The following is a 13,461-nucleotide window of genomic DNA, read 5'->3' on the forward strand; positions in this document are numbered from 1 at the left end:
TATAATTCAAAAATACCATATTGTGCGTAAATCCCTAAAACAAAAAAAGCGACCTCATTGCTGAAGTCGCTTTTTGTTATCTAATTGTTTTACCGTCTTTGTCTTTAAAACGGTACTCAAGGTATGTATACGCATCCCTTGGTTGGATCTTAACCCATTTTTTGTGCTCCAAGAACCACTTGAAACGATGAGATGGGAACCCTTGGTTGAGGTAAGCTGCAATAAAAGGGTGGGTGTTTAGAATAATCCCATTATCCTTGTAATTGCCTTTCATGATCCGCTCCAAATCCACATTAATTTTATCAATTAAAACAATGGGAGCTTCTACTTCAGTACCTGTACCATTTGGATTTTCCTCGCTGGTTTTGATATTGACCTCTGGTCTTACCCTTTGACGGGTTATCTGGACCAATCCAAATTTACTGGGAGGCAGGATTTTGTGCTTGGCACGGTCATCCTTCATTTCCTCCCTAAGATGATCAAATAATTTTCTTCTATGATCACCCTTGGTCATATCAATGAAATCCACCACGATTATTCCTCCCATATCCCTAAGGCGTAACTGCCGCGCTATTTCGGTGGCAGCTAAAAGGTTTACCTCTAAGGCGGTATCTTCTTGGTTCTTGGCCTTGTTGGAACGGTTACCACTGTTCACATCAATGACGTGAAGCGCTTCGGTATGTTCAATTACAAGATAGGCGCCCCTGCTCATGGAGGCGGTGCGACCAAAAGAAGTTTTGATCTGCCGTTCTATCCCAAATTTTTCAAAAATTGGGGCCGAACCGGAATAATACTTTACAATGGATTCTTTTTGAGGTGCGATTTCGTGCAAATAATCCTTGATTTGATTATGGAGCGTCTCATCATCAACATGGATTCCTGTAAAGGAATCGTTGAATACATCCCTGAGAATGGATGAGGCCCTATTGAGCTCTATCAACACTTTTGATGGATGTGGTGCTCGCTGTAATCTCTTGCACATGATTGTCCATTTGGACAACAGATTCTGAAGATCTTTGTCTAATTCTGCAACTTTCTTGCCTTCTGCAACGGTACGAATAATAACTCCAAATCCTTTCGGCTTAATACTCTTTACAAGTCGGATGAGCCTGTCCTTTTCTTCCTTGGTTCCAATTTTTTGCGACACGGAAACCCGGTCTGAAAATGGTACCATGACCAAATAGCGCCCGGCTAGGGAAAGCTCGGAGCTAATTCGAGGTCCTTTGGTGGAAATGGGTTCTTTTACAATTTGTACCAATAATGACTGATTGGCCTTAATAACTTCGTTAATACTGCCATTTTTGTCTATATCTTTTTCAAATGGAAAATCTTTGAGGGAATAGTCTTTGAGCTTTCCCGTTCTAACTCTCTTAATGAATTTAAGCATGGAGGACAATTGCGGTCCAAGGTCATGATAATGCAGGAACGCATCTTTTTCATAACCCACATTTACAAATGCCGCATTTAAGCCAGTGACCGGCTTTCTGATCTTAGCCAGGAAAATGTCACCAACAGAAAAGTTGTTGTCATCCTCGTCCTTGTGTAATTCAATAAGTTTTCCATCCTTTAATAAGGCAAAATCGACTGCATCAGGACTAGATCTAACGATTAATTCTCTATTCACCTGAATCGATTTTTATTTATCCCGATAGTATTATGGGATAAATGATTAAACAATATGTAGAATCGGTTTTTACCGATTGAAATTCTTTTCCTGAATCTCTATGTCAAAGAACGTATGGGTGTAAAATGAAAAAGTAGTTGCAACAACTACTTTTTCTTGTGTCGGTTAGCTCTTCTGCGCTTCTTGCGCTTATGGGTAGCTACCTTATGTCTTTTTCTTTTTTTACCACTTGGCATATGGTTCTTCCTTTTGTGTTAGTTATCTTATTTTACTTGAACGTTGCTCTTAACGCCTTCAACAAAAACCTTTGCAGGTTTGAAGGCAGGAATATTGTGGGCAGGAATTTTGATGGTAGTGTTCTTTGAAATGTTTCTACCTGTTTTTTCCGCTCTGGTCTTGATGATAAAGCTTCCAAAACCTCTTAAATAAACATTATCTCCATTCTCCAAGGACGATTTTACCTCCTCCATAAAAGATTCCACTGTTGCTTGTACGTCTCCTTTTTCTATACCTAGTTTTTCTGAGATTCTAGTTACAATATCTGCTTTCGTCATTTCGTATTACTGTTTTCTAATTTTTTAGGCTTGCAAATATAAAAATTAAAATTAATCTTTCGTTTAAACCCTTTAATTTTAAGTATATAAACTGCTACTTTTAATCCTTATTATTTGCTTGCATGTCTTTTTCCCAAAAAATTCTGGAATGGTATTACATTCATAAGCGTGATTTACCTTGGAGATCTACCACAGATCCTTATAAAATCTGGCTTTCGGAGATTATGCTGCAACAGACCAGAGTGGCTCAAGGGATGCCCTACTATCATAAATTTTTGGAAAATTTTCCAACCGTTCAGGACCTGGCCAGCGCCCCGGAAGAAAAAGTGTTAAAGTTGTGGCAAGGATTGGGCTACTATTCCAGAGCTCGAAATTTGCATGCTACAGCCAAGATGGTGGTAGTGGACTATAATGGCAATTTTCCGAACACCTATAAAGAGCTGAAAGCCTTAAAAGGAGTTGGGGATTATACGGCAAGTGCCATTGCTTCCATTTGTTTTGACATTCCCGAACCTGTGGTGGATGGCAATGTGTACAGGGTTTTGTCGCGCTATTTTGGGGTGGATTTGCCCATCAACAGCACCCAAGGAATTAAATACTTTAAAGATTTGGCGCGGGAAGTCATGGATGTCAAGAACATTCGCGATTACAATCAGGGCATCATGGAGTTTGGAGCTATGCAATGTGCTCCCAAAAGTCCTAATTGTGAGAGTTGCCCTTTGAACACAAGTTGTGTGGCTTTAAAAGAAATTAGGGTATCCCAACTACCTGTCAAAATAAACAAGACCAAAATAAGGCAACGCTATTTTAATTATTTGGTTTATTTGGATAAGGATAACAGAACGATATTGGAACAACGACAGGGGAAAGGTATTTGGCAAAACCTGTATCAATTTCCATTATTGGAGACGGAAAATTTGGTTGGGCATAAAGAATTGACCCAAATCCTGAATGGGAATTTGAAGGATTCCACCAACAAAGTTGCCATGTATAATAAGGAACCCATAGTCCATAAATTATCACACCAACACTTGCATACCCGATTTTGGATTTTGGAAATGGATGAACTGAATTCCAAGGCAATCCCATGGGAGAAAGTCCACAATTACCCGGTGCCAGTTTTGTTGGCTGACTTTATAAAGACATTTAAAATTTAGTACTTTTGACCAATTAAAGAGTTATGAGCGGAACATTAAATAAAGTGATGCTGATCGGGCATTTGGGAGACGAAGTAAAAGTCCATTATTTTGAAGGCGGGGGATGCATAGGACGCTTCCCGTTGGCTACCAATGAAACTTACACCAACCGTACCACAGGTGAAAAAGTAACCAATACGGATTGGCATAATGTTGTGGTGCGAAACAAGGCGGCCGAAATTTGCGAAAAGTACCTGAGCAAAGGGGACAAAGTCTATGTGGAAGGCCGGTTGAAAAACAGGCAATGGCAAGGAGAGGATGGGAATACCCGCTACACTACTGAGGTGCATGTACAGGACTTTACCTTTTTGTCTACCAAAAAGGAAAGCCTGGCTACCGGACAAGGAGGCATGGAGAACGCCCAGCAAAATCCACAGATGGCACCGCAGGCAGCGCCAATGAAATCGGTGGAGCCCGCTCCAGCCGAGGAAACGGATCAGGATGACGACCTGCCGTTCTAACTTTTAGCATAAACCTGTAGAAATTGGATCCCGAGCCCTATTGTTTGGCGTATTTCTTGACTATCTTTAATGGTATGTTCACCGCAAAAGTGATTGTACTGTTGCTTCTCTTAATCTGTTCCGCACTTATTTCTGGTGCAGAAGTCGCCCTGTTTGGACTTTCACAAACAGATCTGAATGAAATGGGGGAATCGGACAGTTCTAGGGACAAACTGATTGTTCGTTTATTGAATCGACCCAAAAAGCTTTTGGCCACCATTCTCATTACCAACAATGCCATTAATATTGGGATTGTGCTTCTTTTTAGCTCCATTGGAAATACCATATTTTCCAACGTTAACCAGGTGTTGTTTGGGGTTGTGTCGGTACGCTTTCTTTTGGAAGTGCTCGTGGCCACTTTTCTGATTTTGATGTTTGGAGAAATCCTCCCAAAAATCTATGCCAATCGCAATCGTGTCCAATTTTCCCAGTTCATGTCGGTTCCAATCCGAATCTTGAACGCCATGTTTACCCCTTTTAGCGGCCCAATGAGTTCGGCCACAGGCTACCTGCAGGAAAAATTGGGAAGGGAGAAATCCAACCTAAGTGTGGATCATTTATCGCAAGCTTTGGAACTCGCTTCGGAAGGGGATACCACCAAAGAGGAACAAAAGATTTTGGAGGGCATTGTGACTTTTGGAAACACCGATACCAAGCAGGTAATGCGACCCCGGATTGACATTTTTGCGCTCAATGAGGAAATGAAATTTCCCGAAGTCCTGGAAGAAATCAAGAAAAATGGGTATTCCCGGATTCCGGTGTTTTCGGAAAATATGGACAACGTATTGGGTGTTTTGTACGTGAAGGATCTGTTGCCCTACATCGATAGAAAGAGTTTTAATTGGATGTCCTTGATAAGGGAACCCTATTTTGTGCCAGAGAACAAAAAACTGGATGACCTTTTACTGGAATTTCAGGATAAAAAGAACCATTTGGCGGTTGTGGTTGATGAATATGGCGGAACATCTGGAATTGTGACCTTGGAAGATATCATTGAGGAAATTGTGGGGGATATCAGTGACGAATTTGATGATGAAGACCTTGTTTTTTCCAAATTGGACGATTTCAATTATGTCTTTGACGGAAAAACAACCCTAAAGGATTTTTATAGAGTGGTCAAGATTGAGGATGAGGAGGATTTTGAAAACCAAAAAGGAGAATCGGAGACCATTGCCGGTTTTGTGCTAGAGATGTCGGGAAGCTTCCCGAAAAGAGGAGAGAAAGTATGGTTCAAGAACTACCAGTTTTTGGTGGAAAGCCTGGATAAGAAAAGATTGAAACGTATAAAAGTTACACTCCCCCATGAAGCATAATTGGCTGGTATTTTTAGCTCTATTTACATTTTTGACGGGTTGCAAAGACGATGTTTTACCCAAACCCAATGCCATGCTGCGCCTAAAATATCCCGAGGCGTCTTATGGCCCATCAACCAACAATTGCCACTATATTTTTGATCAAAATACCTTATCAGTTATAAAGGAGAATAGGGACTGTTCTTTGGTTTTGGATTACCCCATGATGAATGGCTCTGTCTATATTACTTACAAACCTGTTCAGGACAACTTAAAGACCTTGCTAACGGACGCCCAAAAATTGTCTTATGAGCATGCGGTTAAGGCGGACAATATAGTGGAACAGCCATTTATAAACCCTGAAGATAAAGTATATGGGATGTTCTATGAGGTAAGCGGGGACGCCGCTTCGCAATCACAGTTTTATGTGACGGACAGCACCAACCACTTTGTGACGGGTTCCCTGTATTTTTATGCCAAACCCAATTACGATTCCATTCTTCCTGCAGCGGTATATCTTCAACAGGATATCCGAAGAATTATGGAAACACTCCGTTGGAAATAAGGCTATTCCTTCTTCAAAAGCTCTTCAGCCTTGGCAATGCTGGTGTTGATCTGTTCTTTTAGCGCCTTAACCTTGGCTTCTTCCTCATCCAACCACTTTTGTTTTTGCTCCGTGAGTGCTTTACCGTTCAGAATTTCATCAGAATTGAACCGGTCTCCAAATCCCTTCATCCAATCCATCATGGAGTTGTGTGAGGCTTGGAGATCCCGCATTGCGGCTTCATAGGCCTGTCCGGTTTCTGTGGTGTCCACTTTGGATTTTAACTCTCCGACCAATTTCCCTAAGGTGCTCATTTTGGGCATCACCTCATCATGGATGGCCATAACTTGGTCCATTTGTGAAGTTCCATCTTCACTTTTTTTATCTGATTTGCAGGCAACGGTCAATAACAGGCCTAGTGTTGCCAAGAAAATATGTTTTTTCATTTAAGTGATTTTTTGCTGAAAATTCTTGATGTAAAAATATACAAACTAAACCCGGAAAGAATGGTGAACAACCCAAAAAGCGCAAAAGCCCTTAGCAGAAAGTTGTTAAAGTTATCCCGCCCTTCATAATCCATGGTATGTAACATCCAAAAGAAATCAAAGGCTCTCCAAGCATTGCTTCGAAAGGTTTGGATATCCCCATATTCTTTGGAAACATATACGGTAGTATTTATGGGTTTCGCGAAACTAATGGCATAAGCTGGTAATGGTCTACCACGGTACTCATGATGTTTGCCTGTAGCTATAAGATATTCTACCTGCGTCACACCAGCTTGTTTGTTTAAACCGTCCATAGCCACCAAAATTGCTTCTTTTTCAGATAATGAAGCTTTTGGTTTTCCGTTGGAGGCATGGAACAATCTGGCTCTTTTTCCAAACGGAGAGCTGTAAACAACCCTATATATGGGTTCATCAAGAATGTTGATCAATTCGAGTGATGTAATAGAGTCTGTACTTTCAAAATGGGAATCAAGAAATACATTGGGAGAGACCATACCTATAGACGACTGGGGGAAAGGGAGTTTTTCCTTTAGATGTTCCCCGCGAATTTCTTCGATATTCGTCCAGCTAAAATAAAGGCCTCCAAGAGTCCAAAGCAAAAATTGAATTCCCAAAACAATACCTAAATAGCGATGCCATTTTCTGATGTACTGTATGATTTTTCGTTTAGTCATAAGCAAAGTAAAATGGGGCGCAACGTGCCCCGGTAATATACTACAAGGAATATTGAACCCCAAAGGTCAAGGTTTCCTTGTTTTTTAGTTGAATGCCGCTCAGATCTTGGAGAACAGGCGAGGCCAGTTCAAAACCAAGCCTTAAATTTTTCAAAGATCCCGAGGGAACATAGATATTGAACCCTAGTCCACCATTCAAAAAAGTACCTCCAGAGTTGTTGGTATCCGCAGTGATGACCATCATTGGGTTGAGGTTGGGATCGGAACCTTCAAGTTCTCCAACGATCAACCCTTCCAATCTAGCAGAAAAGCTGATCCAATTGGCGGCTTTGATAGCCAACCAGTTGTTCCAACTGTATCTATTTCCATACCGGTACTCCCTATCATTTTCCCCAAAACGGAAAACGCTTTTAAGTTGGCTTCCCCAAGAAACTGTTTCTCCTTGCCCAAGATAGGTCAAGGCCAAAGATGGGTCAAGGGTTCCACTACCAATCTGCATAGGATAGGGAAGTTCTGTTTCGTTGGGGGCAGATGCCGGGGTTACGTCACTTTCAGTTACGCTTCCTGTAGGTATGGAAATACCTATCTGCCCATGTAGACTATGTCTGTTTTTATTAAAAAAACGGTACATCAGCGATACATTGATATCCCCCAATCCACTGGTTTCAGTAGTGAACGTACCCCCCATTCGGGTTAGATGGTCCATTTCCATACTTAGATAATTGAACATGACCATTAGGGTTACCTTATCACTTGGAGCATACATGGTTCCCAACATATGCATGTTCATGGGCATTGTGGTTGGAGTTACCATATAATCTGCAAGGGCGTCGGCTGTGGTTGCATCATCTGTTCCATCTCTTAATTCATCCATATTCATGTGCATATATCGGTAGGAGAACATCCATTCTCCCTTCCCATGCATATGATCTCCCATGACGGAAATAGGCGCGTGTCCGTCGGGCCTTCCCGCGGACCATTTTAAAGATTGATTATTGGTTTCTTGTGCATAAAATGCAATTGTGGCCACTAGAAACAGGGCCGAAAAATATGTTTTCATCCTTATTGAAATTGAAGTTTTGGCGAAGATTGATTCGCCTAAAAAAATTTGTGCGATACACTAGTAACTAGGATAGCGTACTAGGGGGATGAAAATTGAAAGGAATGTACAAATAGGTGTAATGGTTGTGATAGTCAAACTCGTTTTCTATTGGAGGATTTTGGACTTTATCCTTGGTATAGTTCAAGAGCTCCACAAATCCAATAGGATATTCCTCCATGGCAATCTTTGGAAGATTTTGTTTCTTTTCCTCGTTTTGTTCTGAAAGCCGTTGCATCAAATAGCATTTCCCCTCACATTGGAGTTCTTTTTTTTCCTTGTTGATACAGAGAAATTCGGCAATATAATCTTCGTAAATAATATATTCTGCCAACGGAATTACCGGCCGTAACATGGCCAAAAAGTAAAGAAGTACAAACCAATGGGCGGCTAACCGTTTCAAAGCATTGCTGATTTAGAAATGTAAAATTAGCGATTAATTGACTTCAAAAAAAAGACGCCCCAAAATGGAGCGTCCTATTAAATTTTGATATCGTAGTTTTTACTCAAAATCTGCAGGGCTGACGCCTTCGTTGACCTTGATTTCCTTGACCATAAATTCGAAGTTCTGTGGTCCAAATATCTGGGTCATCTTGAATGGAAACTTAATTCCTGAAACTTCCTGATAATCATCAAACGCCAAAGTATTGGTCATGGCTTGTCCTTGGACATCTTCGATACTCACTTCTTGCAATTTGAGGCCGGTTTCCACGTCATAGTAACAATGCTTGTTTTCAGTGATTTTTAGCTTGTATGCCTTTTTATCTCCCACAGGTTCAATCCCCTCCACTGTAATATTTCCGGCTGCCAGATAATGAAGTTCCGGAAAAGCCGCGGATTCCTCCTTTATTCGTTCTATTTCCTCTGGAGTTAGGTCTTTTCGTTGACCTTGAGCCATGGCATACCCTTTGTCACCGTCCAATACTTGCTTTTGAACCGAGTTGCCCATAACCTTGATGTCCTGCATAAATTGGTAGCTGCTGGTCTTCTTCATTTCAAGTTCCAAAGTCATTCCCTGCATTTCGGCTTCAGCGGTTAAGGCATAGGATTCCACATTCTCCAATTTGGATTTACCTCCAATGGCCTCCATATATTTTTCCAGAATGGATGTAACAGTTACTCCTTCAGGTAGCGGAGTGGAATAGTCAGGCTTTTCTGTTTTGGAGGCATAAGCATCGTAATATAGCACAGGCACTTTTTTGCCGTTTAAAGACACATTTTCAAGATTTTCAAGGACTTCACTGCCTTTACCGGTAACCACAATCCGGGCGTTGCTGGTGGAGAAGTACTTTTGGGCGGCCTTCTGCACATCTTCTATGGTAATGGCATCGATTCGCTCTAAATACGTTTTATAAAAATCGCTAGGCAAACCCTCTGTCTGGATATTTAGGGCATAATTGGCCACAGTTTCAGGTTTCTCCAATGCCATAACGAAATTGCCAGCGTACTTGGCCTTGGCATTGGCCAGCTCCTCCTTGGAAACAGGATGCTTGCCAATACTGTCTATTTCCTTTAGTATTTGCACCACGGAACTGTCAGTAACAGCGTTCCGAACCTGGGCATAGGCATTGAAACGCATGGGACTATATTTATTGGCCCTGATTCCTGAATATGATCCATAGGTATACGCTTTATCTTCCCTTAGATTTTTGAACAACCTAGCCTGGGAACCCCCTCCTAGAATTCTGTTGGCAAGAAGTGCGGCCAAATAGTCCTCATCCTTCATCTGAAGCTCGGTGATATTTTGCACAGCCACTTCTGACTGCACGGCATTTGGCATGTCCACAAAATTGATTTGGTTGTATTGGGCATCCGCTGGTTTTGCATAACTAAATGTTGGTGGGGTAGCCTTGGACCAAGGGGTGAAATAGGTGGTCACCAGTTCCTTGGCCGTTTCATAATCCACATCTCCCAGAATCACCAAATAGGCATTGGCAGGAACAAAATAAGAGCGATAATGCTGTTCCACATCTGCTAGGGTTACACTGTTCACCGTAGCTTCCGTGGTAATTTCCCCATACGGGTGGTTTTGACCATAGGCTAGGGCCAATTGTACCCTTGTGGCGATGGCGGATACATCTTTTTCCTCTGATTTGATCCCGGTAAGAATCCGGTCTTTTTCCTTGTCAAATTCCTCTTGGGTAAAATTTGGATTCAGGGCGGCATCTGCCATAAGCTCCAGTATTCTTGGAAAGTATTTTGACAAGCAACTCGCCGAAGCACTTTGGTCACCGATACCGATACTCGCTCCCAAAAAGTCGACTTCCTCATAGAAATCCTCTTTAGAAATGGTTTTGGACCCTTTTCCCAAAAGACTGGAAGTAAGGTCGGCAACACCAGCCTTTTTTCCTTGCAAAATAGGAGGATTGTCAATGGTCAGGTGCATGGATACCCTTGGCAGTTTATGGTTTTCAACAACCATCACTTTTAATCCATTGTTCAGCTCAAACCTTGCAGGTTCCTTCAGATTGATCTCTGGAGCTGGCCCAGGTTTGGGCGGGTTGCTGCGATCTATTTGGGCATAGGAAAACACCATGCACATGGACAGTACGGAAAAAACGATATACTTTTTCATTTTAATTGGCATCTTTTTGTTCTGGTAAATACGCTAACTCCACTCTTTGGTTCACCTTGAGGTACTTCTTGGCAACCTCCATAATTTCTTCCCGGGTTATGGAGCGGTAAATTTCTATTTCGGTATTGATTAAATTGGTGTTGTCCCGCAGCATATAGTTTTCGGCCAACGAATTGGCTATTCCTGAGATGCTGCTATTCGCGTTGACAAAATTGTTTTCAAACTTGTTCTGCAGCTTCTGATAGTCTTTTTCTGAAATCAATTCCGATTGAATCTTCAAAATTTCGGCATCAATCTCATTTTTAATGTCCTGAATGGAATTATCACCAACCGGTAATCCACCTACCACATAACAACTATAATCTTCTGCATCAACGGGTACGGAAAAGATCTGGAGGGCAATTTTCTTCTCATCCACCAATTTCTTATAAAGCTTGGAACTTTCCCCATCACTGAGATAGGTAGAAATCATATCAATGACATAGGCATCACGTTCTGCCTGCCCAGGGGTTCTGTAAGCAAGCAATATAGCCGGAATTTGAATGTTGGGGTCGTGATAGGTTGCTTTTTTGGTATTTACAATGGGATCTTCCACCACTTGGTTTCTTTGGATTTCGGCCCCTCTTGGGATGGGACCAAAATAATCCGAGATCATTTGTTTTGTTTTGGCAGTTTCAAAATCCCCAGCAACCACTAAAACGGCATTGTTGGGCACATAGAACGTCTTGTTGAAATTCTTAAAATCTTCCAGAGTTGCACTGGCCAAATGGTCCAAAGAACCAATAACACCCCAGCGATACGGATGTTTGGTGTATAGATTTTTTAGCAATACCTCAAAGAATGCTCCATAGGGAGAGTTGTCCACACGCAATCTGCGCTCTTCCTGAACCACTTCCTTTTGTGTGTCTACCCCAATCTGACCTATAATGGGATGCATCAATCGTTCGGATTCCAACCAAAGCCCGGTTTCCAAACTATTGGAAGGAAAAGTTTCGTAATAATAGGTTCGGTCCAGAAATGTGTTGGCATTTCCGCTACCTCCATTGGAAGCCACTATTTTATCCCATTCTCCCCTTTCTATGTTTTTGGTTCCTTCAAACAACAAGTGCTCAAAGAAATGGGCAAACCCGGTTTTCTCTGGGTCTTCATCTTTGGAACCCACATGGTACATTACAGCAGTGGTTACCACTGGAGCAGAATTATCTTGATGTAAGATTACGTGTAGCCCATTATCCAGGTCATATTCCTCAAAGGAAACTTGTTGGGCTACCATTAAGTTTCCGGCAGTGAATAGGAACAATGCCAATACAAAATGTTGTTTCATATCAAATAGTGCGTTTATGTATATTAAAAAGATTAGTGCGGAATTTATGATTGATGTTACGTTAAATATAGAATAAAGTTATAAGATGATTGGGACTCGCAAAGAGTCTTTTGAAAAGAATTTGTGGGATAAGTCGTCAACATTCAGTAAATTAAGGATCCACCCGAAAATTTAGCAAAATGAAAAATCTCACCCTCCCAATCCGGTTTGGCATCGTAACCAGCGCCTGTTTGATGGCGTATTTCCTCATTTTGGCCCTGATGGGAAAGCACACCAATGTATTCTTTAGCCTTTTTAATGGGGTTATAACGGGATTTGGTATTTATGAAACCATCAAATACACCAAAATGCGTGAAGGGAAGGCTTTTTCCTATGGCAAAGGATTTATGGCCGGGGTTACCACGGGTTTTATCGCCACTTTGCTGTTCACCATATTCTTTGCTTTTTATTCTACGGAACTGAGCAGTACTTTTCTGAGTGATCTTTCCGAGGTTTGGTCCAAGGATTACAGCAATTTTGAGGGAATCGTATTCTTTACTGTTGCTATTATGGGCTTTGCTACAACCTTGGTTCTTACCTTATCTTTTATGCAGTTGTTCAAAACTTCCAACAATCTTAAAAAATAATGGGAATTGCCCCAAGATTACTTGTAGATTAAGGATTTAGCAGTATATTTGCACCCGCTAATTTTAGCAACGCGAAAGTAAAATATTCTAATTAACGCATTATGTACGCAATTGTAGAGATGGCAGGGCAGCAGTTTAAAGTTGCAAAAGACCAGAAAGTGTACGTTCACCGTTTGCAGACCGAGGAAGGTAAAAAAGTAACTTTTGATAAAGTTCTTCTTTTGGATGACGGAGGTAACGTAACTGTTGGCGCCCCAGTCATAGAAGGTGCGGCTGTTGAAGCCAAAGTAGTTAAGCACCTAAAAGGAGATAAGGTAATCGTCTTTAAAAAGAAAAGACGTAAAGGATACCGTGTTAAAAACGGTCACAGACAGTCCTTGACCGAAATTGTTGTAGAAGGGATTGTAGCCAAGGGAGCCAAGAAAGCTGCTCCGGCCAAAGCAAAGGCAGAAAAGCCAGCTGCTGAACCCAAAAAAGCAGCCGTAAAAGCGGAAGCTCCTAAAAAAGCAGCTCCAAAGAAAGCAGCGCCTAAAAAGGCAGCTGAGGATTTGAGCACCAAAACGGTAGCAGAGTTGAAAGAAATGGCCAAGGCAAAAGGAATTGCAGGTATTTCTTCCATGAAGAAAGCGGATTTAATCGCAGCGCTTAACAAATAAGATAAAGAACTAAAATTTATATATCATGGCACATAAGAAAGGTGTAGGTAGTTCAAAAAACGGTAGAGAATCAGAATCGAAACGCCTTGGCGTAAAGATTTTTGGTGGACAGGCCGCTGTTGCCGGTAACATCATTGTTAGACAACGTGGTACCAAACACAATCCTGGTGAAAATGTATATGCCAGTAAAGACCATACCCTACATGCCAAAGTAGATGGTATTGTTAAGTTTCAGAAAAAAGCGGGTGGAAAATCATTTGTTTCCATAGAGCCTTTTGAAGCATAACACTT

The 13,461-nt window shown here is 41.5% G+C and carries 15 protein-coding genes; 7 read left to right on the forward strand and 8 right to left on the reverse strand.

Features of this window, described 5'->3' with window-relative positions; genetic code table 11:
- Positions 1-76: 76 nt before the first annotated feature.
- Positions 77-1,624, reverse strand: coding sequence for an Rne/Rng family ribonuclease (locus tag FGG15_RS14465; protein WP_138837452.1), 1,548 nt, complete (start codon positions 1,622-1,624; stop codon positions 77-79).
- A gap of 263 nt (positions 1,625-1,887) precedes the next feature.
- Complete coding sequence (locus FGG15_RS14470; RefSeq protein ID WP_036380395.1) at positions 1,888-2,178, reverse strand: HU family DNA-binding protein; 291 nt, start codon at positions 2,176-2,178, stop codon at positions 1,888-1,890.
- Positions 2,179-2,300: 122 nt separating this feature from the next.
- Between FGG15_RS14470 and mutY the strand changes: the two genes are divergently transcribed.
- The 4 genes from mutY to gldD are packed head-to-tail and all read left to right on the forward strand — an operon-like array spanning position 2,301 to position 5,731.
- A complete protein-coding gene (gene mutY, locus FGG15_RS14475; protein ID WP_138837453.1) occupies positions 2,301-3,335 on the forward strand; it encodes an A/G-specific adenine glycosylase in 1,035 nt (344 codons plus the stop codon).
- Positions 3,336-3,358: 23 nt separating this feature from the next.
- Positions 3,359-3,835 carry a single-stranded DNA-binding protein gene (locus FGG15_RS14480; RefSeq protein WP_138837456.1) on the forward strand — a complete coding sequence of 159 codons (477 nt, stop codon included), beginning with the start codon at positions 3,359-3,361 and terminating at the stop codon, positions 3,833-3,835.
- A 23-nt stretch (positions 3,836-3,858) separates the two neighbouring features.
- On the forward strand, positions 3,859-5,187 hold the full coding sequence (locus tag FGG15_RS14485) for a gliding motility-associated protein GldE (RefSeq protein WP_138837458.1): 1,329 nt from the start codon (positions 3,859-3,861) through the stop codon (positions 5,185-5,187).
- Positions 5,177-5,731, forward strand: a complete 555-nt coding sequence (gene gldD, locus FGG15_RS14490) for a gliding motility lipoprotein GldD (RefSeq protein WP_138837460.1) — start codon at positions 5,177-5,179, stop codon at positions 5,729-5,731. Before FGG15_RS14485 ends, gldD begins: the two co-directional genes overlap by 11 nt.
- A gap of 2 nt (positions 5,732-5,733) precedes the next feature.
- Here the strand turns inward: gldD and FGG15_RS14495 are convergent, their stop codons facing one another.
- The 6 genes from FGG15_RS14495 to FGG15_RS14520 form a co-directional block, all read right to left on the reverse strand.
- A complete protein-coding gene (locus FGG15_RS14495) occupies positions 5,734-6,156 on the reverse strand; it encodes a hypothetical protein (protein WP_138837462.1) in 423 nt (140 codons plus the stop codon).
- Positions 6,153-6,890 carry a PepSY domain-containing protein gene (locus FGG15_RS14500; RefSeq protein ID WP_138837464.1) on the reverse strand — a complete coding sequence of 246 codons (738 nt, stop codon included), beginning with the start codon at positions 6,888-6,890 and terminating at the stop codon, positions 6,153-6,155. Before FGG15_RS14500 ends, FGG15_RS14495 begins: the two co-directional genes overlap by 4 nt.
- Before the next feature lie 40 nt (positions 6,891-6,930).
- Positions 6,931-7,950 (reverse strand): transporter family protein, encoded by a 1,020-nt coding sequence (locus tag FGG15_RS14505; protein WP_138837466.1) that lies wholly within the window; start codon positions 7,948-7,950, stop codon positions 6,931-6,933.
- A 67-nt stretch (positions 7,951-8,017) separates the two neighbouring features.
- Entirely contained in the window at positions 8,018-8,392 is a 375-nt protein-coding gene (locus FGG15_RS14510; protein WP_237561828.1) for a hypothetical protein, read from the reverse strand.
- Between the two features lie 99 nt (positions 8,393-8,491).
- Positions 8,492-10,564: a M16 family metallopeptidase gene (locus FGG15_RS14515; protein ID WP_138837468.1), complete on the reverse strand. Its 2,073-nt coding sequence runs from the start codon at positions 10,562-10,564 to the stop codon at positions 8,492-8,494.
- A gap of 1 nt (position 10,565) precedes the next feature.
- Positions 10,566-11,888, reverse strand: coding sequence for a M16 family metallopeptidase (locus tag FGG15_RS14520; RefSeq protein WP_138837470.1), 1,323 nt, complete (start codon positions 11,886-11,888; stop codon positions 10,566-10,568).
- 179 nt (positions 11,889-12,067) lie between these two features.
- Here FGG15_RS14520 and FGG15_RS14525 point away from each other — a divergent pair, with 179 nt between their 5' ends.
- From FGG15_RS14525 to rpmA, 3 genes are all read left to right on the forward strand, one after another.
- Complete coding sequence (locus tag FGG15_RS14525; RefSeq protein ID WP_138837472.1) at positions 12,068-12,514, forward strand: DUF4199 domain-containing protein; 447 nt, start codon at positions 12,068-12,070, stop codon at positions 12,512-12,514.
- A 101-nt stretch (positions 12,515-12,615) separates the two neighbouring features.
- Positions 12,616-13,170, forward strand: coding sequence for a 50S ribosomal protein L21 (gene rplU, locus FGG15_RS14530; protein WP_138837474.1), 555 nt, complete (start codon positions 12,616-12,618; stop codon positions 13,168-13,170).
- Positions 13,171-13,195: 25 nt separating this feature from the next.
- On the forward strand, positions 13,196-13,456 hold the full coding sequence (gene rpmA / locus FGG15_RS14535) for a 50S ribosomal protein L27 (protein WP_138837476.1): 261 nt from the start codon (positions 13,196-13,198) through the stop codon (positions 13,454-13,456).
- The last annotated feature ends 5 nt before the right edge of the window (positions 13,457-13,461 follow it).

Origin of the sequence: Flagellimonas algicola (assembly GCF_005937185.1) — a bacterium.
Taxonomy (GTDB): domain Bacteria; phylum Bacteroidota; class Bacteroidia; order Flavobacteriales; family Flavobacteriaceae; genus Flagellimonas; species Flagellimonas algicola.

Bases quoted from the DNA above. Each gene is read 5' to 3' on its own strand.
- FGG15_RS14470 (WP_036380395.1), bottom strand. From the start codon at position 2,178: ATGACGAAAGCAGATATTGTAACTAGAATCTCAGAAAAACTAGGTATA.
- mutY (WP_138837453.1), top strand. From the start codon at position 2,301: ATGTCTTTTTCCCAAAAAATTCTGGAATGGTATTACATTCATAAGCGT.
- FGG15_RS14480 (WP_138837456.1), top strand. From the start codon at position 3,359: ATGAGCGGAACATTAAATAAAGTGATGCTGATCGGGCATTTGGGAGAC.
- gldD (WP_138837460.1), top strand. From the start codon at position 5,177: ATGAAGCATAATTGGCTGGTATTTTTAGCTCTATTTACATTTTTGACG.
- FGG15_RS14495 (WP_138837462.1), bottom strand. From the start codon at position 6,156: ATGAAAAAACATATTTTCTTGGCAACACTAGGCCTGTTATTGACCGTT.
- FGG15_RS14500 (WP_138837464.1), bottom strand. From the start codon at position 6,890: ATGACTAAACGAAAAATCATACAGTACATCAGAAAATGGCATCGCTAT.
- FGG15_RS14505 (WP_138837466.1), bottom strand. From the start codon at position 7,950: ATGAAAACATATTTTTCGGCCCTGTTTCTAGTGGCCACAATTGCATTT.
- FGG15_RS14515 (WP_138837468.1), bottom strand. From the start codon at position 10,564: ATGAAAAAGTATATCGTTTTTTCCGTACTGTCCATGTGCATGGTGTTT.
- FGG15_RS14520 (WP_138837470.1), bottom strand. From the start codon at position 11,888: ATGAAACAACATTTTGTATTGGCATTGTTCCTATTCACTGCCGGAAAC.
- FGG15_RS14525 (WP_138837472.1), top strand. From the start codon at position 12,068: ATGAAAAATCTCACCCTCCCAATCCGGTTTGGCATCGTAACCAGCGCC.
- rplU (WP_138837474.1), top strand. From the start codon at position 12,616: ATGTACGCAATTGTAGAGATGGCAGGGCAGCAGTTTAAAGTTGCAAAA.
- rpmA (WP_138837476.1), top strand. From the start codon at position 13,196: ATGGCACATAAGAAAGGTGTAGGTAGTTCAAAAAACGGTAGAGAATCA.